This is a genomic window from Nonomuraea sp. NPDC048892 (genome assembly GCF_040649735.1).
Taxonomy (GTDB): domain Bacteria; phylum Actinomycetota; class Actinomycetes; order Streptosporangiales; family Streptosporangiaceae; genus Nonomuraea; species Nonomuraea maheshkhaliensis.
In genome coordinates this window covers 131,127-157,647 of sequence record NZ_JBEZFZ010000021.1, presented here as the reverse complement: position 1 = coordinate 157,647, position 26,521 = coordinate 131,127, and the positions used below count along the sequence as shown (strand labels likewise).

21 protein-coding genes and 1 pseudogene are annotated in these 26,521 nt (G+C 68.5%); 7 read left to right on the top strand and 15 right to left on the bottom strand.

From position 1 onward, the window contains the following. Window positions 1-959 (bottom strand): annotated as a pseudogene (locus tag AB0C28_RS42930) (IS256 family transposase); the annotation flags it as partial. A 417-nt stretch (window positions 960-1,376) separates the two neighbouring features. On the opposite strand from AB0C28_RS42930, the gene AB0C28_RS42925 reads away from it, so the two are divergent. Then, window positions 1,377-1,742, top strand: coding sequence for a hypothetical protein (locus AB0C28_RS42925; RefSeq protein WP_358081505.1), 366 nt, complete (start codon window positions 1,377-1,379; stop codon window positions 1,740-1,742). 31 nt (window positions 1,743-1,773) lie between these two features. Here AB0C28_RS42925 and AB0C28_RS42920 read toward each other — a convergent pair whose 3' ends face one another. After that, window positions 1,774-2,190: a hypothetical protein gene (locus AB0C28_RS42920; protein WP_358081502.1), complete on the bottom strand. Its 417-nt coding sequence runs from the start codon at window positions 2,188-2,190 to the stop codon at window positions 1,774-1,776. 318 nt (window positions 2,191-2,508) lie between these two features. Between AB0C28_RS42920 and AB0C28_RS42915 the strand changes: the two genes are divergently transcribed. Continuing rightward, entirely contained in the window at window positions 2,509-2,631 is a 123-nt protein-coding gene (locus AB0C28_RS42915) for a hypothetical protein (RefSeq protein ID WP_358081499.1), read from the top strand. 380 nt (window positions 2,632-3,011) lie between these two features. Here AB0C28_RS42915 and AB0C28_RS42910 read toward each other — a convergent pair whose 3' ends face one another. The 9 genes from AB0C28_RS42910 to AB0C28_RS42870 all read right to left on the bottom strand — a co-directional run bounded on the left by AB0C28_RS42910 (window position 3,012) and on the right by AB0C28_RS42870 (window position 16,932). Next, window positions 3,012-3,425 (bottom strand): DUF4279 domain-containing protein, encoded by a 414-nt coding sequence (locus AB0C28_RS42910; protein WP_358081496.1) that lies wholly within the window; start codon window positions 3,423-3,425, stop codon window positions 3,012-3,014. 3 nt (window positions 3,426-3,428) lie between these two features. Further along, on the bottom strand, window positions 3,429-10,100 hold the full coding sequence (locus AB0C28_RS42905; RefSeq protein ID WP_358081493.1) for an RHS repeat-associated core domain-containing protein: 6,672 nt from the start codon (window positions 10,098-10,100) through the stop codon (window positions 3,429-3,431). A 1,275-nt stretch (window positions 10,101-11,375) separates the two neighbouring features. Beyond that, window positions 11,376-11,786: a DUF4279 domain-containing protein gene (locus AB0C28_RS42900; protein ID WP_358081490.1), complete on the bottom strand. Its 411-nt coding sequence runs from the start codon at window positions 11,784-11,786 to the stop codon at window positions 11,376-11,378. 202 nt (window positions 11,787-11,988) lie between these two features. After that, the gene (locus AB0C28_RS42895; RefSeq protein ID WP_358081487.1) at window positions 11,989-12,405 is read right to left on the bottom strand and encodes a hypothetical protein; all 417 of its coding nucleotides are present in this window, start codon (window positions 12,403-12,405) and stop codon (window positions 11,989-11,991) included. Window positions 12,406-12,879: 474 nt separating this feature from the next. After that, a complete protein-coding gene (locus AB0C28_RS42890) occupies window positions 12,880-13,194 on the bottom strand; it encodes a hypothetical protein (RefSeq protein WP_358081485.1) in 315 nt (104 codons plus the stop codon). Window positions 13,195-13,237: 43 nt separating this feature from the next. Beyond that, window positions 13,238-13,531, bottom strand: a complete 294-nt coding sequence (locus tag AB0C28_RS42885) for a winged helix-turn-helix domain-containing protein (RefSeq protein ID WP_358081513.1) — start codon at window positions 13,529-13,531, stop codon at window positions 13,238-13,240. Between the two features lie 301 nt (window positions 13,532-13,832). After that, window positions 13,833-14,843, bottom strand: a complete 1,011-nt coding sequence (locus tag AB0C28_RS42880) for a ferritin-like protein (protein WP_358081482.1) — start codon at window positions 14,841-14,843, stop codon at window positions 13,833-13,835. Beyond that, complete coding sequence (locus AB0C28_RS42875; RefSeq protein ID WP_358081480.1) at window positions 14,836-15,066, bottom strand: hypothetical protein; 231 nt, start codon at window positions 15,064-15,066, stop codon at window positions 14,836-14,838. The genes AB0C28_RS42880 and AB0C28_RS42875 overlap by 8 nt, the downstream gene beginning before the upstream one ends. 135 nt (window positions 15,067-15,201) lie before the next feature. Further along, window positions 15,202-16,932 carry an FAD-dependent oxidoreductase gene (locus tag AB0C28_RS42870; RefSeq protein WP_358081477.1) on the bottom strand — a complete coding sequence of 577 codons (1,731 nt, stop codon included), beginning with the start codon at window positions 16,930-16,932 and terminating at the stop codon, window positions 15,202-15,204. 315 nt (window positions 16,933-17,247) lie between these two features. On the opposite strand from AB0C28_RS42870, the gene AB0C28_RS42865 reads away from it, so the two are divergent. The 3 genes from AB0C28_RS42865 to AB0C28_RS42855 all read left to right on the top strand — a co-directional run bounded on the left by AB0C28_RS42865 (window position 17,248) and on the right by AB0C28_RS42855 (window position 19,580). Continuing rightward, a complete protein-coding gene (locus AB0C28_RS42865; protein ID WP_358081475.1) occupies window positions 17,248-17,508 on the top strand; it encodes an NmrA family NAD(P)-binding protein in 261 nt (86 codons plus the stop codon). 184 nt (window positions 17,509-17,692) lie between these two features. Beyond that, the gene (locus AB0C28_RS42860) at window positions 17,693-18,625 is read left to right on the top strand and encodes a fructosamine kinase family protein (protein WP_358081472.1); all 933 of its coding nucleotides are present in this window, start codon (window positions 17,693-17,695) and stop codon (window positions 18,623-18,625) included. Between the two features lie 181 nt (window positions 18,626-18,806). Continuing rightward, window positions 18,807-19,580, top strand: coding sequence for a maleylpyruvate isomerase family mycothiol-dependent enzyme (locus tag AB0C28_RS42855; RefSeq protein ID WP_358081470.1), 774 nt, complete (start codon window positions 18,807-18,809; stop codon window positions 19,578-19,580). A gap of 38 nt (window positions 19,581-19,618) precedes the next feature. On the opposite strand, the gene AB0C28_RS42850 is transcribed toward AB0C28_RS42855, so the two are convergent. Continuing rightward, window positions 19,619-21,616 (bottom strand): hypothetical protein, encoded by a 1,998-nt coding sequence (locus tag AB0C28_RS42850; RefSeq protein WP_358081467.1) that lies wholly within the window; start codon window positions 21,614-21,616, stop codon window positions 19,619-19,621. Between the two features lie 220 nt (window positions 21,617-21,836). Here AB0C28_RS42850 and AB0C28_RS42845 point away from each other — a divergent pair, with 220 nt between their 5' ends. Continuing rightward, window positions 21,837-22,835: a hypothetical protein gene (locus AB0C28_RS42845; RefSeq protein ID WP_358081465.1), complete on the top strand. Its 999-nt coding sequence runs from the start codon at window positions 21,837-21,839 to the stop codon at window positions 22,833-22,835. Between the two features lie 54 nt (window positions 22,836-22,889). Here the strand turns inward: AB0C28_RS42845 and AB0C28_RS42840 are convergent, their stop codons facing one another. Both AB0C28_RS42840 and AB0C28_RS42835 read right to left on the bottom strand, forming a co-directional pair. Then, window positions 22,890-23,390, bottom strand: coding sequence for a hypothetical protein (locus tag AB0C28_RS42840; protein ID WP_358081463.1), 501 nt, complete (start codon window positions 23,388-23,390; stop codon window positions 22,890-22,892). A 58-nt stretch (window positions 23,391-23,448) separates the two neighbouring features. Next, complete coding sequence (locus AB0C28_RS42835; protein WP_358081461.1) at window positions 23,449-24,243, bottom strand: phytanoyl-CoA dioxygenase family protein; 795 nt, start codon at window positions 24,241-24,243, stop codon at window positions 23,449-23,451. 91 nt (window positions 24,244-24,334) lie between these two features. On the opposite strand from AB0C28_RS42835, the gene AB0C28_RS42830 reads away from it, so the two are divergent. Then, a complete protein-coding gene (locus tag AB0C28_RS42830) occupies window positions 24,335-25,273 on the top strand; it encodes an AraC family transcriptional regulator (RefSeq protein WP_358081459.1) in 939 nt (312 codons plus the stop codon). Here AB0C28_RS42830 and AB0C28_RS42825 read toward each other — a convergent pair. Further along, window positions 25,270-26,343 (bottom strand): hypothetical protein, encoded by a 1,074-nt coding sequence (locus tag AB0C28_RS42825; protein WP_358081455.1) that lies wholly within the window; start codon window positions 26,341-26,343, stop codon window positions 25,270-25,272. The genes AB0C28_RS42830 and AB0C28_RS42825 overlap by 4 nt on opposite strands. Window positions 26,344-26,521 lie beyond the last annotated feature (178 nt).

The window sequence follows — 26,521 nt, the reverse complement described above, 5'->3', positions numbered from 1 at the left end:
ACGGCGCGTTCGCGGGCGCGTTTGTCCTCGATGTTGATGATGGCCAGCCACAGCAGCTTGACCACGGCGTCGTCGCCGGGGAAGTGCCCGCGGGCCTTGGTGACCTTGCGCAGCTGGTAGTTCAGGGACTCGATGCTGTTGGTGGTGTAGAGCAGCTTGCGTACCGCCGGGGAGAAGGCGAAGAACGGGATGAAGCGGTCCCAGGCGGTCTCGAACACGCGGGCCGCCTGCGGATACCGCTGGCCCCAGGTGGAGGCGGAGAAGTCGGCCAGGGCGTCGGTGCAGGCGATGAGGATGTCGCGCACGCCCCGGTTGCGCAGGTCGTTCATCACCGCACTCCAAAACCGGGCCGATTCGGCGGCGGTGGCGGCATCGAGCGGGGTCTTGGCCAGCCAGATGCCCAGCACGTGCTTGTCGCCGTCGGCGTCGATGCCGACGACAAGGTAGGCGGGTTTGGCCTGGACGCTGTGGTTGTCGCGGACCTTGACCACGATGGCGTCCAGGAACACCACCGGGTAGACGGCCTCCAGCGGCCGGGCTTGCCAGGTGCGGACCTCTTCCAGCACGGCGTCGGTGATGTTGGAGATGGCCTCGTGACTGAGGTCGGTGTCGTAGATCTGGCGCAGGTGGTGCTGGATGTCACGCACGCTCATGCCGTGCGCGTACAGGCTGATGATCAGGTCGTCCAGGCCGCCGGAGACACGGCCGGCCCGCTTGGGCACCAGCACCGGCTCGAAGGTGCCGGCCCGGTCCCGGGGCACGGCCAGCCGGACCGGCCCCACCCCGGTCTGCACCGTCTTGCCGATCCTGCCGTTGCGGGAGTTGCCGCTCCCGTGGCCGGCCACCTCGTGCTTGCCATAGCCCAGATGGGACGACAGCTCGGCCTCCAGCGCGCGTTCCAGCACCGCCTTGACCAACTCGCCGAGCATCGAACCCTCACCGGTCAGCCGCAGCCCGCCCGCCCCGTCGCGGGAGCGCTCCAGCAGCAGGTCCAGCACCTGATCGCCGAGCAGGTCCCGCAACGGCACCTCGCCGTCACGGTGGGGGGATTTCCCCCGCCATGATGAGCAGCCGCCCCCAACAGCGCCGATGCGTCATCGCGCTGGTCTTGCCCCGCCGCGGCCAGCGCGGTTCTTCCCCGTGTCGTGGACATGATCGTGTTCTCCCCCGAGATGGTGAATGATCTTTACAGACTTCCGTCTACGTTTGGTGACCATTCACACACCTGGAGTGATACCCCCGCCACCCGACAGGAGCGCGCAGGGACGGCCGGGGTTCGCCGAGTTGGTGAGCGAGGTCGGGCTCGGGCATGTGGGGATCGTGCTCGGGGTGGAGGCTCCAGGCTGGTCCGCTCGGGCCGGGACTGGTATCAGTTGATGGAGCTGTGCGCGTTGGCAGGGACGCTGCTCGGCGACAGCGACGGGATCTATGATCCGGCTCAGTACAACGACCGGCTGCTGCTCGGGCTGAAGGGCACCATGTCGGAGGCGGAAATCCACCTGATCAAACAGCGGATGGCGGCGGGACGGCCGGCCAAGGCCCAGCGGGGTGAGCTGTTCTTCTCGGTGCCTGCGGACCACCCCGGCGACGTAGTTCAGGGTCTGATGCGACAAATCGACGGCGGCACGCTGATAGAAAAGCACCTGAAGCTCCTGGTGACGACGGTGTGGATTGTGGGATCAACCCCTCTACCAGGAGCTTCTTGCCGTTACCGGCCGAACCACGGCATCGCAATCCTGTGACCAGGGCACTCGCCGCAGAGCCTGGAAAGGTTTACTGGTCGTGGGTCGGCTCTTCGGGTGGGAAGACTACGTGTTCGGCGTTTCTTTGCAGGAAACGCCATGCCTCGGCGCGGCCGGAGCTGACGGAGAACGCCTCCACGGTGAAATCCTGGTCCAGTTCGACGTGGAGGTCGCCGAAGGGGGATATGCGCACGGTGGTTACGGTGGGTTGTAGTTCTGCGAAGGTGGCGTCGACGCGGTCCGCCATGAAGTCGTACATGGTTCGTTCGCTGTCGGGCTTGCCGGTGTCGCAGACGTCGCTTTCGCGCCAGGCGAGATCTGCGGAGCCGAGGATCACTCGGCTCTGGTAGGTGATTCGGAAGGGGAACTGGAGGTGGAGCGCGAAGGCGCTCCACCTGTCGTCTGTCAACGCGTCCGGTGGTGCCGGATTGAATTCGATGATCCCCATGTTCAGCGCCCGGCCGACGCCGATCGCATGCAGCCCCAGCAGAGTGCGGAGACGTTCCTCCAGACAAGGATGATGATGAGGCGGGTCGGGAAACAGGGTAGTCCTCCGAACGGCTCTGGCGCTGGCGCTGCGCTTTGGGTGGGCAACCCTATGGGCTCCAGGTGGGGCGGATGGGATCGTGTCTCGCCGGTCGTCAGCAGTTGCCGTTGCCGAACATTCCGATGACCTCGTCCAGGATCTTGTGGTAGCCGTACCCCTCACCGATAGGACGGGGTCAGGCTCTTCGGCTGCGACCTCTGCACGCATGTCGCAACTCTCATGATCCTCAACTACCAGTATCACACACTCGGCCGTACCCCCGACGAGGCTGAATGGCGGCTGATCGGGGTGGCTATGCGAGCCAACCAGAACGGCAGCATGATGCAGGAAATCTTCTGGTGACGAGCGTCGAGGGTGCTGTCGGGCGGCGTACCTGAGCGTTGGCCGCCAACTGAGCCTGCTCGTCCCGTTCGGCGGCGCGCTGGGCCGGGGCCTGCCAGATACAGCCGATTCAGCGCAGCAGGTAACGGCCCCGTCCACCGTGTAGCTGACCTTGAAGAGGCGGTTCGACCACCTCGGCGATCCGCGCTAATGTCCAGCACCGGTCTGGCAACCCGGATGCCATCCGTCCTTCATCCACAGAACCTGCTCCAGATACGCGAGCTGGGCATCATCCAGCTTGCACATCACCCTCCCATGCCTCTTGGACAGCAACGCCTCGCGCCCAGCGATCTCACGAGCGTCCGCCACTCGTCAGTGGATATCGCGCGTGCCGATCAAGCTCACTCCGGCGAAAGCATGAGGTATTGATCGACCTCGACACCGGCCCGCGCCGCCGCCAGCCAGCCGATGAGGTGCGCGCCCATCGAGATGCCCTTCTCCCGGGGCTCCTCAGCGTCGCGGAACTCCTGCACCACGATCAACGTCGCCTCCCAGCCCCGGTCGCCGGCGAGATCGCGCAGCGTTTGCGCACCCCGGTCGCCCCACGCCGTCAGCCTGCCGAACACCTCCTCCAACTGGTCCGACCCCACCTGCCGGCCGAGTGCGAGGGTCCATGAACTGAACCCGTACGGCCTGCCCGTCCTAGGGGACGGGCGGCCGTGCCGGGTGGACTCATCGGGTGCGACACCGAGCGCCTGAGTCACCGATTCCGGGTCACCGTCATCGGCGACCAGGCGCAGGTACACGTTGAACATGCGCTACTTCCACTTGTACGCCGACTTGATCTTGGCCTTGCCGTCCTTGCTGATGAGCCAGTAGTAGCCGTCCGACCCCTTGTAGACGTCGAAACTCGAGACCTTGGCGCCACGTCCGAGCTCTTCACGCTTGAACTCGTGTGGATCGAGATCGTACCGCTCTCGCAACTCCTGCTCGAGACGCCGCTCCTTCACCTTGTTGAAGTCGACGCTCTCCTCGGCGGCCTCCTCGGCGGCCCTCTCGGTGGCCGCGCAGTCCTCGCCGGGCCGCTCATCCTCGTTGTGGACGAGCACGTCCACCCCGCCCACGACGACGTGGTAGCTGTTCAGACCGGCGACCGTGAGGTTGTGCACACGCTGCTCACCCGCCGTGCGCTTGGTGACGCCGACGACCCTGACGCGGGTCTGGCCGCTGGTGAGCAGCCACATTCCCCGTTCCAGATCGCCTGCTTCCAGCCAGGCGCGGCGGTCCTGCGCCCAGAAGGGGTGTTCGGCCGTGGCCTCGACGGTGCCCTCGACCGTACTCAGGTCACCGTCGGTGTCGACCGAGACCTTGACCAGGTTCTTGGCGCCGTCACCCACGATGACGGCCTGGACTCGCCTGACGCCGCGTGCACCGGTCCCGGGATCGGCCGCCAGCACCTCATCTCCCACCCGGACCTTTTCGATCGGCTTGGTGCTTCCGTCAGCCATCACCACATGGGTGCCGGGCACGAAGCTGTTCGCCCGTTTAGGCCGTGAACAGGCGCGGCCGAGCGCGGCGGTGGCCTCCTGCACCTTCTTCGAGGCGAACTTCAGCCGATCCTTGGCATTCAGCCAGTTCTTGAACGCGGCGATGGCGTCACCCGCGTGTTTCCAAACCTTCTTGCCAAGTTCGTACGCCTTCTTCCATTTCCACGGCAGGCCGTACTTCGCCGCGAGTTTGCCCGCCAAGCCGCCGGCCAGCGAGCCGAGGACGTTCAGCGCGGTCTCGCCACAGGCACCCAGGTCGCCGGTGCTGAAGCACTTGATGCCGGCGGTGATGCCCAGCTCATCGGCAGCGACCTTGGCGATCGCCATGATGGCGGACAACAGCAGGTTCAGCTGGCGGTCCACGTCGGCTTGCGCTGCCCGCAGCTGCGCCTCGGCCTCCTGCTTACGCTTGACCTTGCAGGCCGTGCTCTTGGGTTTGGCACACGGGTCGGCCGGGCGGGCGTCGTCGATCACCTTGAGTCCGGTCGGGTCGGACAAGCCGACGGGATTGTTACCTGCGTAGGAGTAGGGATTGAGCCATTGCGGTTTCGAGAGATCGAGCAGGGGATCGGTGGAGACGAACCTGCCGATCGCGGGGTCGTAGTAGCGGGCCGACAGGTAGTCCAGCCCGGTGGAGGCGTCCTCGGTCTTGCCGAGGAAACCGCGGTCGGTGAAGGGCAGGTCATCCTCGCCCCTACGCTGCCCGAAGGGCAGGTAGCGTTCGCGGGACACCTGGCCGGAGGCGTCGTCGACAGCGAGCTGCGTCGAGCCGTGCAGGCCGGACGCCATCCACTTCAGGCTGGTTCCGGTACGAGTGGCGACGACGGCCCCGTCAGGACCGGCGTAATAGCGGGTGGCCTTGGCGCCCGCAGCCGTCGCACGGATCTCCATGGAGCCCAGGTAGAGCGTCGCGGTCCCGTCGGGGTCGCGACGGATGAGCCGCTCGCCGTCGGCATCGTAAACCATCGACGTCTCACGGCCCTCGACGACGGCCTTGTCCAGCTGGCCCAGAGCGTCCCAGGTGAAGGTGGCCTGCTGATTCGCGACGGTGCGGGCGACGAGCCGGCCGGCGTTGTCGTACCCGTAGGTGTCGGTGCGGCCGGGCCTGGCGATCGAGCTGACGGCGTTGGGACGGACGGCTGAGGCACCGGCGGCCGGGTAGGTGTAGGTCGCGGTGACGCCGTTGTCGGTGACGCTGGTCAGATTGCCGGTGGCATCGTAGGCGAAGGACTGGTTGTAGGGTTCGATGCCCTGTCCGTCGGCGCCAGCCGTGCAGTCAGCTGCCGTCGTGGTGTACGCGGCGGTGAGTCTGGACAGGCCGTCGTAGCGGAAGCACTCGGCCTGGCCGGGCATGGTGGCAGTGACCGAGGCAGCGTCGAGAACGCGAGCGATCTCGCCTGTGGCGTTGTAGGTGAAGCGGTCGTCCTGGGCGGTCTGGCTTCCAGCCGTGGTGGTGAGCCGGTTGAGCCAGCCGGTGCCCTCATCCCAGGAGAAGGTGCGTTTGACCTGAGCGTTGGCGCCGTAGGAGCGCTCGTTGAGCCGGGCGGTGGCTGAGTAGGCCATGTCCTTGACGTACGTGGTCCCGCCGCCGTAGTCCGACGTGAGGCTCTTGGCGAGGCCCAGGTCGGTGTAGGTCAGGGTAAGAGTTTCGGCGGACAGGTCGCCCTTGCCGGGCATGCCCTGTTCGATGAGGTTGCCGGCGTAGTCGTACTTGGTGGTGAAGGTGTACTCGCCCGCCAGGTCGCCTTCGGCGGCGGGGATGATCACCTTGGTGGCGGTAGGCCGATAGGCGCTGTCATAGCTGACTACCGCGTCGGTGTACGTCCTGCCTCCGACATGGCGGACCGCTGTGGCGGGGCTACCCTTGGCGATGCTGTCGTAGGTCCATTCGGCCAGCTTGGTGCCGGTCTGCGGGTCGCCGACCCACTGGCTGCTCCGGCGTCCCAAGTCGTCGTAGACCAAGGAGACCTTGGTTCCGTTGCCGTCGATGCTCCACACCTGCCTGCCGGCGGCATCGTAGCCGTAGGTCGCCGAGCCGGCGTCCGGATCGGTGGCGGCGGTGCGGCGGCCGAGCCAGTCGTAGGTGAAGGTCCGGACGTTGCCGGCAGCGTCGGTGAGCTTGGTGAGGCCGCCGGCTGCGTTGTAGATGTAGGTGGTGTCGTGGTGGGTGGAGCCGTCCTTCCATTCCTCGGTCCTGACCGTACGGTCGTAGACGTCAGAGACGGTGACGGTCTTGCCGCCGCCGGGCGGAGTGACCTCGATCCGGTCCAGGCCCGGGTACGCGGTGGTGGTGCGGCGGTATTCGGTGGCCTGCTGATAGTCGATGACCGCGGCCGGGCGCTCCATGCTGTCGTAGACGGTCTTGGTCCACGACGGCAGTGTGGTCAGGGCCGGGTTGAGCAGGCCGCTGCCGGGGGCGGCGCCGTTGTGCACGGGCTGGGAGGTGGCGGCGGTCAGGCCGCGCGCGTCGTAGGCGGTGACCGTGACAATCCGGCCGCCGGCCGGAGAGGCGGTCTGCTCTTCCCTGGTGCGGCCGAGCCCGTCGTCATAGCTGTACGAGGTGAGGTAGGTGGTACCGCGCAGGAGACGGCGCAGGGTGGTTTTGGCCGGGGCGGTGGGCTGGCCGAGGTTGCCGTCGAAGGGGATGTCGTAGGCGACGGTCGCGGTTGCCGCGCCGTTGGCCTTCGGCTGGTCAGGCTCCCACAGGGCGGCGGCACGGCCGAGGGCGTCGTAGTCGATCTCGGTGGTCTTGCCGTTGGCGTCCACGACCTTCGTGGGCAGGCCGTTGCGATGCGAGGAGTACGTGGTGACCGCGTGGCCGAGGGGGTTGGTGACCTTGGCGCCCTGGTGCGGCCAGCCGACGGCCGGGATGTAGGTCGTGGTGGTGACCTTGCCCATCGGGTCGGTGGCGGTCAGCGGGCGGCCGTAGTCGTCGAAGGTGTTCTTGGTGACCGAGATCGACGTGGCGCCGGCGTAGGAGCGGGTCTCGGTGATGTTGCCGTCGGACGGGGTGTTGGTGGCCGGGTCGGTGCCGCCGTCGTACAGGGTGATGGTCCTGCCGATCAGCGTCCCTGAGGTGCAGCTGTCGCCGGAGCGTTTCTCCACCGTGGAGGGCAGGCCGGTGATGCCGTTGGCCGGGTTGCGGGCGTAGGTGGTGCTGGTGCAGGTGTTGTCGGTGGTGACGGCGGTGTCGCCGTAGTCGTTGACCGTGGTGGGCTGGCCGTCGGTGTTGTAGGCGGTGCGCTGGTCGCTCCAGCGCCAGGTGCCGCCGGTGACCAGTTCGCGGGTGCGTTCGCGGGTGCGGTGCACGAAGGCCGGGTCCAGGACGCCGGGGCCGGTGCCGGTGGAGGCGATCTGGTATTCGTAGCGGGTTGATTCGGCTTCGGTGTAGGCGCGTGGGTCGGTGGCGGTCAGTTTCCAGGTCTGCTCTTGGAGGAGCTGGCCTTGCAGGGCGCGGGAGTCGGTGGCGGTGGTGCCTTCGAAGGTGGTGATGGTGGCGCCGTCGATGCCTCGGTAGAAGGTGTCGGAGGTGACGGTGTAGCCGTTGGGGTCGCTGCCGGAGCCTCGGGTGGTGCGGACAGTGCTGTAGCCGCGCCAGTCGCTGCCGCCGGGTGAGAGGTCGGGCTGGGCGAAGTTCACCGGGTTGGTCCAGCGCGGGGCGCCGAGGTAGTCGTAGCTGGTGACCATGTCGGGCGAGCTGCCGACCAGGTCGCGTTCGGTCACCTTCATGGCCAGTTGTTTGAAGAAGCGGCCCCAGCTCTCGTAGCCGGTCTCCTCGTTGTAGTCGTAGTCGACGCGGTAGCAGTCGCCGGTGGCGTCGGGCAGGTAGTTGGTGCCGTCGCGGCCCTTGCCGCCACCGCACGGGTCGGCCTGGCCGTAGGTGACCTCGATCCGGCCGCCCATGCCGTTGCCGATCCCCGTGACGCGGGGCACCATGCGCCAGGACAGGAAGTCGGTCCAGTCCGACCAGTTGTCGTAGTCCATCCGGCCCGCGACCATGGCGGCGTCGAAGCTGACCGGCGGCAGCTTCTGCGAGCTCGTGCCGGCCAGGCCGGTCTGCTGCACGCTGTCGAGCCACAGCACCGGGTCGTAGGCGGGGCCGAAGTCGGTGCGGGTGTAGATCCACCGGTAGCGCAAGTCGGTGCGGGTGTCCGGCTCCCACGCGCCGGAGGCAGGGTTCTTGGACTCGGTGAGGATCGAGTCGAGCTTGCGGGTGGAGTAGAACGCGACCGCGTCGTTGGTGGCGCAGGTCGGGCCGCAGGTCAGGTCGGTCGGAACGTCCAGGCCCCCGCGGTCGGAGGTGGTGAACGTCATCCGCGAGGTCGGCGTGCTGCCGGACACCTGGGTGTTGTGGCCGTAGCTGATCTGCTTGAGGAAACCGCCCCGATCGTAGGGCAGCGGCACGTAGACCTCGGAGACACAGTCGGGCATGCAGAAGTAGTTGGTCTCGCGCTCATAGGTGTAGTCGATGACGTTCTCGTTGGCGTCGATCGACTGATCCAGGTTCCACCGCCACACACCAGTGCAGGTCGGCGGGATCATGTCGTTGAAGTACCGGTCCGCGCACGGCTCGGCACGCTGGTTGCCCACGTACTGCAACTGCCACTGCGCGTCCTTGTTGTAGCCGAAGCGGTGCACCTGCCCGTCGGAGGAGGTGACCTTCCAGTACTCCATGCCGTCCGCGCCGCCGGTGAGCTGCTCGATCTTCCAGCCGAAGTCCGGCACCGTCTTCCACAACCCGCTGGTGCGGTCCTTGACGATCGAGGCCGACCGGCCGGCCAGGTTCAGCACCAGCTCCGACTGGGTGTAGTCCTTGGTGACGTCGGTGGCCAACTCGTCGGGCGACTCCCAGCAGACCGCCGAACCATAGGGGCCGTTCTCGTCGGCGTGCCAGATCAGCGCGGCGGTGTCCGGGTCGTACTCGGTCCAGGCGGTGCACCGGCGGTACTTGCGCTCGATGAACCCGGCCGACACATTCCAGCCGATCCCGGTCACGCCGGACTGGTTGTTGGTCCAGTGGCCCTCGCCGTCCACCGACGAGGCGTCGTACTGCAGTGACAGGTTCGGCCCGTTACCGACCGGTGACGGCGCCTCCGGCAGCGGGTAGTCGTAGGAGAAGCCGCCGCCGGACGTGCCGGCCTGCCAGGTGCCGGACGGCTTGAGGTCGGTGGCGCCGAAGTTGCCGTCCGGGCCGGTCATCCCGGCCGCCAGCACGTACACCGACCCGGACGTGAACGCCTGCCCGGCGCGGGCATCGGCCGTCTTGACGTCCTTGCCGCTCTGGCTCTTCGGCAGCGTCAGCGCCGCTGCCTTGCCGGTGGCCGGGTCGGTGTCAAGGTCGGCCGTCAGCGTGCCGGTCTTGACGTCGTTGTGCGCCTTGACCGGCTGCGGGCGTACGACGCAATCGCGCGGGCGCGGCGTCGTCAGCGCACACGCCGGCAGCCGCAGCAGCTGCAGGCGGGTGGCGAAGTTGCCGCCGTAGGCATCGCGGAAACTCGCATACGAGAACTCCGCTCGCACCTTTCCAGCGCTGTCGCCGGTCAGCCGGGCGGCGATGCCTATCCCGCCCAGCTTCTGCACGGTGTCGGCGGGCAGCGTCTCCACCTTCACCGCGCCGACCTCGGCCGCGCCTTTGACCTCGGAGAGCCGTACCGGCAGCGCGCCCGCCGCGACCGCCTTCTCGCCGGGATCCACCTGTGCCGTCCCAGGCTTCGGCCACACCGGATCCTTGCGTTCGACCTTCGGCTGGGACTCCTCAGCCCCCTCGGCCACCTTCGCCTTCGCCACCGGCCGGCCCTCCACCGAGGTCTCAGGATCCGGCCCGGACACCGACGCAGCCGCGGGGACCACAAGATTGTCCGGCACCCCCAACCCGGAGATCACCACCGCCATCGCCACCGCGATGACCAGCACCATCGTCCGTAACCGCCGCCAGACCTGCATGTCGCCACCTCTTCAAGGCACGCTGACGCAGGCCCCGGGAACAGGGCCACACCGCGCCGTAAGGATTTGATAAAGACGATCAGCCTGGATCGTGATCGACAATCACCGCATGGTCAACACGTGCAAGTTCGCTGCAAATGTTACGGAATGTCGCTTATGCGATTCATAGCGAGGCGCACTCCACGTCAACCGGCCTGTAAAAACCGCCCTTACCAGATGGACGATGACCTGTGACATGAGTCACATTGACGAGCCGAGTCAGACATTGCACGAGCTGTCATCCGGAAATGCCTTCGTCGCCGCCGCAGGCGAACCCGTCCCCCGTTGCACCTCTCACACGATGTCGCGTCCACTCAGTACAGAATCCGAGCGACAGGTGAGCCGAGCGCTCGGATGGACAGCTGGATCTGGGCAGTGCGACTGATCAAGTGCGCTCGATCGCGTCCAACGCCTGCCGGGGCGAGCACATCCAGGTCTACGACGTGCGGGTCAAGCCCGCACGTCGTCCAGGCCGGTGACGAGGTCCAGTTCCGGGCATGACGGGCGCGAACGCATCGTGGTCGTCTCCCAATCATCACCAAGCGCGTGGGCGCCGCCGTGGCCGCCAAGTGCTACGTCGACAAGACCCCACTACCTCCTCCCCGCGAGGAGGCCGTGACGGTCGCCGTACCGGCTCGTGGCGCAGGCCATCCCACCAAACGCGAACGCCGCAACATCGACAAGCTACTCGGACGCCGAGCAGCGGAGGAACCGGGGCCGTCTGCGCCGCAGAACCATCCCGTCCGCGACGAGGTACTCATGCCTACCGTGCTCATCCCATCTGGCGTCGGCGAGGAGTTCACCAGATCTGGAACTCACAGGAGCATCCGCACCTGCAGAGCGGGAACGTCTTGCAAGACTCCGGCCGCGAGTATCATTTCGACCAGGCCAAACGCCCGTCGAGCGATAGACGACGGGAGGTCTTGCCGAGGCGCCAATACACGGTGAGTGGCAATCAGATATCGCCCATCAGCCGACATGTTGGACTGGATACGGCTCGAGCTCTCCTAAAGCGGGTGCTGCAGGCTCGAATCCTGCCGGGGGCACTCACCTAGATCGCCATTTATGGCCCCCTGATCTGCGGTTTTACAGCCGCAGGTCTTTTGCTTTCCGGACCTTGATAGGCAGCCGACGGTGCTCGCATGCGGCCGTAAGACCATGATCAGGGGACATGCAAGGGATGATCTTGGAGGCATTTCCCAGGTCAGGTGGTGAATCCGGGCGTGTCGATCAAGCTCACTCCGGCGGAAGCATGAGGTATTGATCGACCTCGACACCGGCCCGCGCCGCCGCCAGCCAGCCGATGAGGTCTGCGCCCATCGAGATGCCCTTCTCCCGGGGCTCCTCAGCGTCGCGGAACTCCTGCACCACGATCAACGTCGCCTCCCCCCGGTCGCCGACGAGATCGCGCAGCGTTTGCGCACCCCGGTCGCCCCACGCCGTCAGCCTGCCGAACACCTCCTCCAACTGGTCCGACCCCACCTGCCGGCCGAGTGCGAGGGTCCATGAACTGAACCCGTACGGCCTGCCCGTCTTAGGGGACGGGCGGCCGTGCCGGGTGGACTCATCGGGTGCGACACCGAGCGCCTGAGTCACCGATTCCGGGTCACCGTCATCGGCGACCAGGCGCAGGTACACGTTGAACATGCGCTACTTCCACTTGTACGACGACTTGATCTTGACCTTGCCACCCTTCCGGGGCGCGCGGCGCACTGGGAAGGACGACGAGCAAGAGCACAGTCGGACGGTGTTGGCTGTTGTGAAAGGTGGGGTGACAGGACGGTTCGTTCTGCTTGAGTCGCGTCGATGTCCTGCGTTTGCGGTGGTATGTCGGACCCTGGGGAGAAGTTCATTGGCCGTGGGCTGGCTCTTCGGGTGGAAACACTACGTGTTCGCCGTTTCTTTGTAGGAAACGCCATGCCTCGGCGCGGCCGGAGCTGACGGGGAATGCCTCCACGGTGAATTCCTGGGCCAGTTCGACGCGGAGGTCGCCGAAGGGGGATATGCGCACCGTGGTTACGGTGGGTTGTAGTTCCGCGAAGGTGACATCGAGGCGGTCCGTTATGAAGTCGTACATGGTTCGTTCGCTGTCGGGCTTGCCGGTGTCGCAGACGTCGCTTTCGCGCCAGGCGAGATCTGCGGAGCCGAGGATCACTCGGCTCTGGTAGGTGATTCGGAAGGGGAACTGGAGGTGGAGCGCGAAGGCGCTCCACCTGTCGTCTGTCAACGCGTCCGGTGGTGCCGGATTGAATTCGATGATCCCCATGTTCAGCGCCCGCCCGACGCCGATCGCGTGCAGCCCCAGGAGAGTGCGGAGACGTTCCTCCAGACGATCATGATACTGAGGCGGATCGGAAAACAGAGTGGCCCTCCGAACGGCTCTGGCACTGGCGCTGCACTTTGGGTGGGCAATCCTGTGGGCTCCAGGTGGGGCGGATGGGCGCGTCTCGACGGTGGTCAGCAGTTGCCGTCGCCGAACATTCCGATGACCTCGTCCACGATCTCGTGGTAGCCGTACCCTTCTTGGTTATCGCGTTGTGCACACGCCTGCGCTCCGCCTTCGTGAGTGAACGGCCGATCTGCTGCTCGGCGTCCTTGATCGCGTCGTTGAACGCCTTGTTCTGGGTCTGGTTGTTGCGGGGGGTGCGGTATCCGTCGTCGCCGTCGCCAGGGTCCCATTCGGGGGAACTCCAATTGTTGGGGTTTACCTGAGGCTGGTAGTCGCGGGTGGGGTCGGTGGTCAGCTCGGCGTCGTGGCTGCGGGCGGGCAGGGCCTTGGGCGAGGCGGCGTAGATGGCTGCCGGGGTGGCGCGGTGCGGCAGGGATCGGTGCGGGCGGTGGTGGTGCAGACGTCGCAGAAGCGGTCGAGAAGCGCCTGCAGGTCGGCCGGGGTGGCCGGTTGGCCGGGCTGCGCGCGGAGCCGATTCTTCGTGGTCTGCTGGAAGCGTTCGACTTTGCTGCAAGTGGTGGGATGGTTGGGGGTGAAGTTCTCCTGCCGCACGTGCAGGCGGCGTAGTTCGTTGGCGTTTCGCCCGCCCTGATCGAATCGCTCCACACATCGACTGGCCATCGACAGGCAGCTCGGCCAGGCACCTTCTTCATCTTGCGTTTGATGATCCGGACGAGGCAGGCAGGGAGCTGGCCGGCCAGTTGACCCGGCCGGAGCCCCTACCACGAACCGTCACCGGACGGGCCCCACCGGCGCTCAGGTGCGTCCATTCGGCGGCCTCAGGCCTCGCCCGGGCTCGTCCTCGAAACACACGTAGGCGCCCAGGTCCGCCGCGGTGCTTTACCATATGCCGCACCTGCTCCTTCCAGGCAACGATGGCCTCCTCATCTCGCTCCAGAGCCCGCCGCGCCGTGACCTGAACCGACCAGCCGTGACGATGCAGCAGCTCGCCCCCTCAATGGGGTAGCCGATATGGAACAGCCGGCCGATCAGCGTCTTGACTCGGGTCAGGGTCCAGCGCTGGTTCTCTTCGTATCCCCAAGGCCAGCGGACCGCGCCGCAGCTCGGCCTCCAGCCGCTCTCACTGCTGGGCCGACAGCTTCTCCTTCGGGACCGACCCCTTGGACAGCAGCGCTTACAGCCGTAGACGGCCGCGCCGCTCCTGTTCTGCGGGTGTGTACCCCACCTCTTTGCCCGCGCGCCGAGCGCTATCCGTCACGACTTGAAGACACTAGGCATCCAACCTATATACGTGCTTCGCGAGGCACGTAGGCGAAGGTGGGACCGGCGCCGCCGGGCAGCGCCATCAGGGCCCGCGCCTGGGCTCTGAGCGTGAACATGGTGCGGGTGGCGTCCGTGAGCCTCTTCGGGTCGCCGTTGAATGCCTGCTCCAGCAGGTTCAGCAGGGTGCTGTAGGTGGTGTCGAACAGATCCTGCGCCGCCCGTACGGCACTTCCCGGCTCGGCGGGCCGTGGGTTGGGTGTCATCGGCAGCACGCCGTCCGGGTCGACACCGACCTTCTCGCCGGTCGGGCCGGTTCTCGGGGTGTCGCCCCGCTGGTAGCGGCGGCCGAGCTTGAGCTCCTGAAAGCGGTAGTAGTGGGCGACCTCTTCCCGTTCGGGGTGGAGGACGTCCTGATCACCGTCCCAGACCTCGCCGCGGGCGTTGCCCTCCCCCTGCTCGACGATCTCCTTCAGCGCGCCGAGCGCGGACTCCAGATCCTTGACGGCGAACAGCGATCCGGCGGTGTGGCGGAAGTGGGTGCCGCTCACCTGCCGGGCCGGGTCGCCGCAGAACACCTCCTTCTCGCCGAGCGTTTCGCACAAGTAGCGCAACCCCTGCTCGATCGCGGCGTAGAACTGTCCGATGGTCTCGTAATCGTCGTCCTCCGGTGGTGCGTCGGGCGGCGCGGGCTGTTCCAGGCGCAGAAACATCTCCAGCGCCTCCGCACCGAACGGCACCAGCGACACCTCCAGATCACCGTGAGGCAGCTTGCGCGGATGCGAAGGCAACATCTCCGGCATGTCCAGACGCGGCCTACCACCAACGGCGTTGAGCAGATTCGCCGCCAGCGCCAGATGCAGCATCTCCTCCACGAAGACGCCGCTCACCACCTCCACAGCCGCCGCATTACGCTCCGGATCCAGCGAATACAACGCCGTCAAGTACGGCGGCAACGTCGCATGCTCCAGCTCGATCGCCCACTGCAGATGCTCACGCAGGCTGCCAAGCGTGCCGATCCGCGGCTCAGGCAACGTCGTCACCCGGCCGCGCGCCGTCCTCCAGCACCTCGACCGCGTCGCGCAGCCCCCGCAGAGCGATCTTCTCGCGCTCGACGTCCGTCGGGTCGTACAGCCACTCGGTGACCGGCTGCCCCACCTCGTCCTCCGCGTGGCTGGCCTCGGCGATGATCAGCTCCTCCTCGATCTCGATGTGGAGCTCGTACAGGAACTCGTTCTCACCGTTCGAGGTGCTCATGTCTCCTCCATGGGATGTAGTCGGCCGGCATCGGCTCGATCAGGGCTGTCCGGACCCCGACCCGCGGGCTCCCGCGCCCTCGTGATCCGATCGCCAGCCAAGACAGGGCAGCCTCGGCTTTTGTGACAGATCCGGCTATTCAACGAGTTTTCCCTCGGTTGAGACCTCGCGCATGAGTGCCGCGAGCTCGGCTGGAATCGGCGGGATGCTCTCCCGCTCCACCGATCCGGGGCCGGACCACACGAGGTTGACCTGCAGCGCGGGGTCGAGTTCCGGGTAGTCGGAGCGGTTGTGGCAGCCGCGGGTCTCGCGGCGCTCGATCGCGGTTTCGATGGTCGCGCGCGCGGCGAGCACCGCGGACTTCAGGTCGAAGGCGTGGGCCAGGTCCTGGAAGCCGGCGATGTCCGGGTGCACGCCCATCCCGCTGATGCGCGCTTCGACCGCGGCCAGCTCGGCGAGGCCTTTGCGCAGGCCGTCCTCGTCGCGTACCACTCCGGCGTGCTCCGTCATGATGTCGCGGAGCGCTCGCTGCAGCGAGCGCACGTTCTCCGGGCCGTCGGCGGACAGGAGCTCGTCCACTTCCTCGCGCGCCGCGGCGAGCGCCTCGGCAGAGCGGCGCTGCGCGTCGAGACCCGCGGAATACTCCGCCGCCGCCTGACCGACGATGCGGCCGAAGACGAGGAGCTCGATGAGGGAGTTGCCGCCCAGGCGGTTGGCGCCGTGCAGGCCGCTGGCCGCCTCCCCGATCGCGTACAGGCCGTCGACGCCCGTGCCGTGGTCCTCGGGGCGTACCCAGACGCCGCCCATCGAGTAGTGCGCGGTCGGCGCGACCTCGATCGGCTTCTTGGTGATGTCGAGCATCTGCAATTCCAGGAGCGTCTGGTAGACGCGAGGCAGCCGCGTCATGATCGTCTCGCGCGGCAGATGTGACACGTCCAGCCACACACCGCCGTCCGGGGTCCCGCGGCCTTCCTTGATCTCTGTGTACGCGGCCAGCGCGATCCGGTCGCGCGTCGACAACTCCATCCGCTCCGGGTCATACCGGGACATGAACCGCTCGCCGAGCCCGTTGCGCAGGACCCCGCCCTCGCCTCGTGCCGCCTCGGAGACGAGCGTGCCCGCCGCGTTCTCCGGCGCGATGAGACCAGAGGGGTGGAACTGCACCAGCTCGGGGTCGCGGATGCGACCTCCGGCCAGGACGGCCAGGCGGAAGGAGTCTCCGGTGTTCTCATCACGCCGAGAGGAGGTGCGCCGCCAGATCCGGGTGTGGCCGCCCGCGGCCAGGATCACCGCATCGGCATGGATGACGTAGCGGCTGCCGTCGTTCAGGTCGAACCCGTACGCGCCGAAGACCGCGTTGTCGCGTACGAGGATCCGCGTGATGTACACCGTGTCGAGGACGCGGACGTCGAGCTGGGCCGCCCGGTTGATCAGCGTGCGCTGGATCTCGAGTCCGGTGTAGTCCCCCGCGTACGAGGTGCGCCGGAAGGTGTGGGCGCCGAAGAAGCGCTGGGAGATCCGCCCGTCCTGCTCGCGTGCGAACGGCATGCCGTACCGCACGAGGTCCTCGATGCCACGCGCGGCCCCCTCGGTGACGATGCGCACCGTCTCGGGGTTGGCCAGCAGGTAACTCTCCTTGAGGGTGTCGGCCGCGTGCTGCTGCCAGGTGTCCTCGGGGTCCATCGTGGCGAGGGCCGCGTTGATGCCGCCTGCCGCGAGCGACGTGTGTGCGTCCGCCTTCGGTCGTTTGCCGACCGCGAGGACGTCCACCCCGCGCTCGGCGAGTTCGATGGCCGCCCGCAGCCCGGCCCCTCCGGTCCCGATGACCAGGACGGACGTGGCGATTCTGCTCTCTGACGCGTACATGATGCTCCTTCAGTTACGTCACCTGAAAGACCGGACGGCGTCGTGATTTGTGACAGATCGCCGCAACAGCGATCGAACTCAGCGGACGATGTCGGCGGCGAGCACTTCTTCCGGCTCGGCCAGGTCGCCGGACTGGGCGGCTGTGACGGCCAGGCCCTGGCGCGGGAGGGTGATCACAATGCGGCTCTTCTCCCACTGGGTCGCGGCGGCCACCTCCGCGACGGGCGTCTCCCGCCGCTCCGACTCCTTGAGCCGGACCAGGACCTCGAAGTCGGCGGTTGATACATCAACCTGAACACATGAGGGACCGTTTCTGTGAGCGAGCAGCAGATCATCGCCGTGGTGGGCGCGACCGGAGCGCAAGGAGGCGGGCTGGTCCGCGCGATCCTCGACGGCCGCGGCGGGCGGTTCGCCGCGCGAGCCCTGACCCGGAACCCGGGTTCGGCGCGGGCCAGGGAGCTGGCCGCGCTCGGGGCCGAGGTCGTCAGGTCAGGGCCGAGCTCGACAACGAGGGCAGCCTGCGCGAGGCGTTCGACGGCGCCCGTCCCTTCCCCGCGCGTGGTCGCCTCCGGGTGAACGTCGCGGGAGGTTCGTTCGTACGCCAGGTCCGAGCGGGCAAGGTGCCGATCTTCAGTGGTGGGACCGCGGTGTTCTCCTTCACTCACGCCGACGACACGGCTATGGCCGTCGCCGCGGCGCTGGACAAGGACGCCAACGGCGTGCTCAACATCGTCGGCCACGAACCAGGCAGGATGACTTCATGCCCACGTCCTTCTTGCTCGAACGCCTGCACGCGGTGGGCTTGACCGACATCGCCGCGGTCGAGCCGGTCACCGGAGGCCTCGCCGCGACCGCGGGGCTCGCGCGCCGCGGTGACGGCACATCGGTGTTCGTCAAGGCGTTCGGCGAGCCGCCCTCGAGCGACGTCTTCGCCGCGGAGGCCGAAGGGCTCACCGTACTGCGTGACGCAGGCGGCGTCGCCACTCCCGAGATCATTCTGGCGGACCGCGACCTGCTCGTGCTGTCCACGCTGCAGCCCCGGCCGGAAACCGGGTCCTTCTGGGAGCAGCTCGCCCATGCACTCGCCCACCTGCACACCACCACGCCCAACCCCCGCTTCGGCTGGCACCGCGACAACTGGCTAGGCCGTCGCCGGCAGGTCAACACCTGGAACGACGACGGGCACGAGTTCTTCGCCCAGCATCGCCTGCTGCGCTGGCTCGGCGAACGTCGCGTCCGGGAAGCGCTCGACGCCGCGGACCGAGCGGCACTCGAGCGGCTGTGCGGCCGGCTGCCCGAACTGCTGCCGGCCAAGCCCGCGTGCCTGACACACGGCGACCTGTGGGCGCTGAACGTCATGGCCACCCCCGACGGGCGGCCCGCGCTCATCGACCCGGCCGTGTCGTACACATGGGCCGAAGTCGACCTGGCCCACCTGTGGACGACGGCACCGCCACCCGAGGCGCACGTGTTCTTCGAGCTGTACGCCGAGCTGACCGGACTCGATCGCGACTGGCGCGAACGCATGCCGATCCTTCAACTACGCCAGCACCTGGCCGTGATCGCCCAATTTGATCCTGACTGGGGCGCCGCCGACATCGTCCGCGCCACCCTCGCCCCGTTCCGGCACCGGCCCGGAGCCACTGCCCCACCCGGAGCGCCCACCACGCCAGCCCACCGGAAAGCGCCATGAGGCCGTCACGAACCAGGCCCCGCACCCGAATTCGACACCACCACCAGCCGCCCCGGACAGCGCCCGTTGACGATGACACGCGGCCCTTGCCGGTCGGGTCCGGGCTCATGACCACCAGGGTGTGGCGCGTACCACCGCGGCCAGGTACGTGGCAGCCGGAGCGGCGTGATACACAACCGACGTGCAAAACATCTTGGAGTTCCCCGAGGTCCTGCGGCTGATCGAAGACCGCTCGGCCGCGTTCCGCGCCGCGCTCGCGTCCGCCCCCGACCTCGACGTCCAGGTCCCGACCTGCCCGGGCTGGACGCTGCGCGAACTGGCGCAGCACCTCGGTGACGGCCGTCGCCGCCAGGCCGCCATCGTCGCGGCGGGCCCAGGCGCTGAGCCCCCGGCGAGGACGGACCCGAAGGGTGCCCCGACCGCGCCCCGCGATCGCGAAGCCCTGGACGCCTGGCTCGCCGAGTCGACCGAGCTCATGCTCGACGCGATGCGTGCGGCCGGCCCGGATCGCGGCTGCTGGACCTGGTGGGGCCGCTCGCAGGCCCCGGAGACCAGCGGGGCCGTGGCCCGGCACCAGATTCAGGAGATCGCCGTCCACACCTACGACGTCCAGCTCACCCAGGGGGCAGCGCAGCCGCTGCCGGCGGACGTCGCGGTCGAGGGTGTCGACGAGTTCCTGACGACCGTCGCGGCGACGTCCGTCCCCTGGCCGTTCAAGCCGGCGACCATCGACCTGCACGCGACCGAGGGCCGCTCCTGGCGCCTGACCCTCGACGCCGACGGCGTCCGCTGCGACGACCTCGCCGCCGACGCGGAGCCGGGCGACATGGCGATGCGAGGTGCGGCGAGCGAACTGGTCCTCTACTTCTATGAGCGCCGCCCGCTCGACGGCCTGGGGACCACCGGCGACACCGAGCCGATGGAACTGCTCGCAGGCTGGGACCCGAACGCGTAGAACGCTCCGAGCCATGTCGCGCGGGTCAAGGAGCGAGGTCAGTGTTTGCGCTTCTTCCGGCGGCCCCGGGCTCCTGGTGGCCGGGTGGGGACGAGGCGGAGCGGGTGTCGAGCGGTCTTGCGGAGCGGCTCGGCCACCAGCCCACGCAGCTCCCGCAAGCCCACGACATCAGGGTGCCCCGACGCCAGGATCGCCTCCAAGAACTCGGACGCGTCCCCGCCCCCCATCCTCTTGAGCTGCTCCACCAGCCCCATCGGCCCCGCGAGCTCCAGCACCGACAGGAAGTTCTCGGCCCCCACCAGCAGGTTCTCCCGCTCACTCAACGACCCGTGGCTCATCTCTCCGGCCTCGATGAGCTGCGTCCACACAGTGGGCCCGAGGACCGGGTCGTGGCGTAGGGCATGCGGCAGCCGCCGTTCGGGAAGGGCGTCGGCCAGCACGCGCAGCATCGCCCCCGCCCGCGTACGGAACGGGCAGTCCCGCACGGCCTGCAGCAACATCTCGACGTCCTGCCCCGGCCGGGCCAGCCACCCCTGGAGCTCCGCGACGGCGTCCTCCGGCGGATAGTGCTGGGCGAGCACCCCCAGCAGCCCGGCCGGCGGGGCGGTGGCCAGTTCGCCGATGAGGGGAGCGTCGCGGCCCTCGGTGAGGAGGCGGTCTCGGACGCCGCGCACGCCGAGCGGGGTGAGGCGGGCCAGCACGAGCTCAGGCTCGGCGAGGGCGGCGCGCAGGCGTTCGACCGCGTCCGGCGGCAAGGGCTGGTCGTCGTGGTCGAGGTCGCTCGCGTAGAGGGGGTCGGCGGGGCCGCGGGTGAGCTCCACGGCCCCGAGGTCGGACAAGACCTCGAACATGCGCCCCAGGTCCCGGGCGGCCTCGCGACGCCAGAGATCGCGCAGGCGTTCGTCCTCCTGATCGAGAACGAAGTGCTCCTGGCAGGCCAGCCACACCGTCTCTTCGAGCCGGACCATCGGCATCTCGTCCAGCCCGTACATGGTGTTGAGCACGTCCGGCAGGATCTCGTCGAAGACCTCGGCCAGGATGGGTTCTGGCCGCCACGTCGCGACGGGCACGGTGACCTCCCGGCCCAGCTCCGGCAGCACCTCGAACGCGCGCCGCCACAGCGCCTCCGGGTCGCGCAGCAGGGGTGCCGCTTTGGCCACGCGGAGGAGCCGGCCCTTGGCGGTGCGGGTCAGGCGCAGCTTCCTGGCCCAGGCGAGCAGCAGGTTGAGCTGCGGCAGATCGGTGGCGCTGCGGACGCGCAGCCGGTCCTCGCCGGTGCCCAGCAGGGCCGACACCTCGAAGGCGTCGGCGACGCGGAGGTTGCCCGCGTCGGTGAGGGCGCGGCCGTCTTTGCCCACCCAATCGGCCAGCGTGATGAGCCGCTGGACGGTCCGGCTGCGCGCGGCGGCCTCCGTCAGCGCGGTGGCGGGTGGCAGGGAGACAGGCGGCTGGGGGAAGGCGCGTTCCTCATCGATGCCGCCGTTCACGAAGCGGTTCTGCATGATCTTGTCGAGCACCTGCTCGTCATACGGAACGCGTCCGGCGTCGAGATCGCGCCTGAACCGCTCGAACGCCCCAGGAACGGTGAGATCGACGCCCTGATCGAGAGCCGTGTACGCCCAGAACGTCGCCACCCCCCGCAGCGTGGGATCGTCGAGCGCGGCGGCGTACTCCGCCCGCGCCCCATCGATGATCTCCTCCGCTTCCGCGAGCGTGGCGCCGCGCGGGTCGCGCAGGCCCGTCACGTCGAAATAGCGCAGGTACGTGCGCAGCACCTCCGGGGCGAGGTCGAGCTCCTCCCGCGAGGCCGTCACCTTGTACGGCACGTACCGCAGCAGGAAGAACCTGATGCCCCTACCGTCCCAGTACGCCAGCCGGCCGTCACGGCTCTCGTGCCGCGCGTCGACGGCGGCGGACAGCAGCAGGCCATCGACCGGATGCCCATGCTCCTCCGCCCAGGTGACACACCGCCGGATCAGCAGGTCCTTGGCGGCCTCGAACTCCTCGGCCTCTTCGGGCTCGAACCAGGTACGCACCGTCCAAGCCTCCCATCACTCCGGGGTCGCCGTCTCGCTCCTCGCCCGGCGAGAGCCCGCACAGCCGGCACATGGGTCTTTGGTACGGCTGGCCCTACCGCCCGTGGGAGGGCCGGCCGTTCTTGGGGTTGGGGGGTCACCGGGGTGGGGCGGAAGCACACCGATTCTTACCGTTGGGGCTGTTCCTCCACTGCGGCTTCCGCTTCGAAAGGCCGTGCCGATGTCCGAGGTCCTCGAACCCGTTCGTACGGCGGTCCCGCGCCTGCACCGCCCGCTGCTGCTGATGGTCGCCTCCATGGTGCTGCTGCTGGTCGTCTCGGCCGTGGGCATGGTGGTCGACGACCGGGTCCTGCTGGGCGCGCCGGTCTGGGGGAAGCCGCTGAAGTTCGCCGTGTCGTTCATCGTGTACGGCCTCACCCTGGCCTGGTTGCTGACCCTGCCGCACCGGGCCGGCCGCTGGACCTGGTGGATGGCGACGCTGCTGGCCGTGACCGGCATGGTCGACGTCGGCGTCGTCGTGGTCCAGGCGGCGCGCGGCACGTTCAGCCATTTCAACCAGGCGGACGACCCGTTCACCGACGGCATCTCGTTGATCTTCGGTGTGGGCGTGCAACTGCTCATGCTGGCGAACTTCGTTCTCGCCGGGCTGCTGATCTTTCAACGGGTCGGCGATAGGGTGCTCACCTGGGCGATTCGGGCGGGGCTGGCTTTCGTGATCGTGGGAATCGGCCTCGGGTTCTGGATTCCGGCACGGTCCAGCGAGGTGTGGACGGCCGTGGACGCGGCCGGGCATGCGATCCCCTTGGGTGCTCAGCACAACGTGGGCGTTCCGGACGGCGGTCCCGGGCTGCCGTTGACCGGCTGGAGCACGGTCGGCGGCGACCTGCGTATCCCGCACTTCGTCGGGCTGCATGGGTTGCAGGTCATGCTGGTCGTGGCGCTGGTGCTCGCGTTCCTGACCGGCCGGGTCGCCCGGCTGCGGGACGAACGGACCCGGGTGGGTCTGATGATCGTGGCCGCCGTGGCGTACGCGGGTCTGATCGTCCTGGTGACGTGGCAGGCGGTGCGTGGCCAGGCGCTGATTCATCCCGATGGACAGACACTGGGTGCGCTAGCTCTGCTCGTGGGCGCCACGATGGCGGCGGGCTGGGCGGTTGTCGCCACAGGCGCCACAGAGGCCACAGGTGCCACAGGCGGTTCGCCGGGCCGCACCGAGTGAAGCGCTCGGTGACCCGGTCGACGCCGGGTCATGCCTCGCCGCCACTCTCCGTTGTCAGGGTTGGGCGCGTATGGCGGCGATGGCGATTTCGCCGCTGACGGCGTGGGCCGCGACCATGGGCGCCACGATACTGTCGACGATGACCGTGGCCTGATCGGCTGAGCCGGATCTGTAGCTCACGCTGTCGATCACCGCCTCCTCCGCGACCACTACCGGCCCGTCGGCGCCGCTCCTGCGGCCGGGGATGTGGATGAGTTGCACCCGTTCCCCTCGTTGCAGGTCGTAAGGGGCCTGATCCGGCTTGAGCGACAGCCCCAGCCTGACCGGCCTCCCCGCGACCGCTCCGCCCGCGACCATCGGCCGGATGAGCAGCGTGCCCGGCAGCACCGTGACCGTCGCCACGGCCCTCGCTACCTGATCACGCTGGGACCAGGGCCAGTACGCGGCTCCGTCGTCGGCGATCCGCGCCTCCTGCAGCACGCCGCTGGTGAAGGGCTGACCGGCGGCGACCCGCCCGGTGACGCGGATGACCGATCTACGCTCTTCCGCGCGCATCACCAGCAGAGTCGTGGCCAGCGCACCGCTCGATCCGCCTGGAGCGCTGCCGGCCGGGCTACTCGGCCCAGGGGCGCGGGAAAGTGTCGCCGTCCAGCCGGTCGCCCGTGGTGAGTTCGAGGGGATCGGTCACGACGTGACCGGTTCCGCCGTAGCGGGTCGCCTCGTCCATGTAGATGATGACGTGTGCGAACCGGGCCTGGTCCGTGCGGTTGGGCAGCGCCATGTGGCCGGTGTAGCCGCTGTGGAAGGTGCAGTCGCCGGCCCGGAGGGGCACGGTGACGCGGGGGATCCAGCGGAGCGACGGGTCCATCTCGAACAGGTCCTCCTCCTGGTGGAGGTCCTGCGGGCGCAGGCCGGTGCGGTCCTGGGTGCCGGGCAGGAAGGTCATGCAGCCCCGCTCCGGCGGGACGTCGACCAGCGCGATCCACGCCGACAGCGGGAGCCGGTCACCCGTGTGCGGCCAGTACGGGCGGTCCTGGTGGAACTCCGTGGCGGCGTTGTTGTGCGGCTCCTTGACCAGCATCTGGTCGTGCCAGAGCCGGAGCGGGAAGCCGGCGAGCTGTTCGGCGATCCGGCCGAGCCGGCGGTCGAACGTGAGCTCCCGCAGCGTGCGGTCGCGTTGCCAGACGTTGACGAGCTGGCTGAAGACGCCCTGCCGCTCCAGGCTCTCCGCGCGATGGGCCTCCAGGAACGCCGCCGCGCCGGCTCGGAAGCGCTCGATCCGGTCGGGTTCGAGGACGCCGCGTACTCGGACGAAACCGTGCTCGCGGTAGGCCGCCACCAGGTCCTCCGATACCCGGCCGTCTGCGCCGATGTCGCTGACTGGGTGCTCGTTCGTGGTCGTCGTCATCGCTGACCTCCAAGGTTGACTGAGACAAGCGTCGCCGTGGGAGGCCGTTCTGGGCTAGGCCGATCCCGGCCTGTGGTCGTACGATCCCGACATGCCTGCCACGCTGCACGCGCATGCGCTGTTCGCCGGGAGCCCCGTCCTGGCAGGCGTGCACCACCTGGACCTCGACGTCGAGCCGCACGCGCACGACTTCCTTGAGATCGCCGTGATCGGAGCCGGTGACGGGCGGCACGTGACCAGCCAGGGTGAACGGACGCTGCGGCTCGGGCAGGTCATCGTGCTGCGGCCCGGCGCCTGGCACGGGCTCCGGGACTGCGCCGGCCTGACCGTCGCCAACTGCTGCCTGTCCGCCCAGGCGTTGCGAGCAGAGCTGGCGCTGCTGTACGACATCCCGATGCTGCGCGGGCTGTTGTGGACCGATCCGGTGGCCTCCGGTACGCACGGCGTGGCGGTCACGACCGTCGGCCCGGCCGTCGCCGAGGAGGCCATCGCGGAGATCGGACTGCTCGAACGGGACCTCGGGGCCGGTCGGAGCCGGCCCGGCCGGGTGCTGGGCCGGCTGGTCACCGTGCTCGGCGTCCTGGCCGACGGCCGCGACCTCGTGCGGGAGGCGCCAGAACCCGCCGTCTCCCCGGCGGTCGCCGCCACCATCGCCCGCCTGGAGGCGGAGCCCGCCCATCCGTGGCGGTTGGACGATCTCGCCCGGGCGGTCAATCTGGATCCCGCCTATCTCGGCAGGTTGTTCGTCCGGCATGTCGGGCTGACGCCGCTGCGGTTCCTGGCCCGGCTGCGGGCCGAGCGCGCCGCCACGCTGCTGGCGCACTCGGCCTTGCCGGCCGCCCGGGTCGGCGCCGCCGTCGGCTGGGACGACCCGACGTACTTCGCCCGCCGCTTTCGTACGCTGGTCGGGCTGACGCCCACCGAGTACCGGCGGCGGAGCCGATCAGCGACCCATTGGAGCGGAGCCGGCCGGCCGGAAACGCAAGAGCCCGCCGGAGGCCGGCCGGAAACGCAAAGAGCCGGTCCCTAGTCCGAGCGGACGAAATTGACCCGCTCCAGATGCGGCTCGTACTCGGCCGGGTTGGCGACGAGCTTCTCCCTGATCAGGTCGAGGCCGGCTCCGCCGGAGAGATCGACCCGTTGGAAGAGCTGAGTGCGGCCACGTTCCCGCTGCACGATGACGTGCGCGTCGTCGTACCAGCCCATGAAGGCGCGGACGTCCTTGCCGCCGAACCGGTGGACGACCTTCCCCGTCGCCGCCTCCACGATGCGGATCTGGGCCCTCGAGTCGTCGTCGCGGACCACCGTGGCGAACAGCCGCCCCGAAGGCGAGAACACCTGCGCGGCCGACCACTCGTCCGGCGCACCGACCCCCGTGTAGTACCGGCGCAGCTGTCCGCGCAGGTCGTAGACGGCGATCCGGCTCTTGGGCGAGGAGTCGTCCGCCTCGTTGTGCCTGGCGAGCACCCGAGCGGACCCGCCGGCGAAGAAGAACCGGAACTCGCGCCCGATGGACCAGTTCGAGACGATGTGGCGAGGTCCTGCTTTGACCAGCCGGGCAACCCGATCGGCCACGTCTAGGGTGATGAAGCCGATGATGGTCAGGCTTCCGTCACGGTGCTCGTCGTACGCGGTCAGCAGAAGTGTGCGGCCGTCCTGCGACCACTCGGGCGACGTCACCGGCGCGGGGAGACGAACGGTGTGCTTCCGGCCGGTCCGGCGATCGATCAGGTCGATCTTCTTCTGGGCCGTCCACAACCGGTAGTCCGGGATCCCGGCCACCCACCGCCCCCCGGGCGCCACCAGCGCCGCGCGGTACGGCGTCTTGACGAACTTCCCGCCCTCGCGCAGGTAACCGTAGTGACCCTGGCCGGCGTCGAAGACGAGCGAGTACGAGGCCAGGCGCAGCTTGCCCGCCTCGTCGTTGACCTTGCCCGACGTGCCGGCCAGCTTGATCCACGGTTTCGACTCCGCGGCCCGCACGCTCCCGGCGAGCGTGCTCGGCTCCTGCGCGCTCGGCTCCTGCGCGCTCGCCGGCTGGACGCCGGTCATCGTCAGCGCCACGGCCACGAACCCGGTGATCAGCGCTCTGATGGTCATGGAGGTCCTCCCCTCGCTATGCACTGTTGGACAGGCGGTCGCGACGTTTGGTTCGTGCCGTCCACAGCCGCTCCCGGCGGGCGGACGATCCCTGATCTGGTTCCGTGCGAGTTTGTCGGTCGGTCACGCCATACTCGCCGCTGTCGATCAAAGGCTGACGGGATTCAGGGTGGGGGTA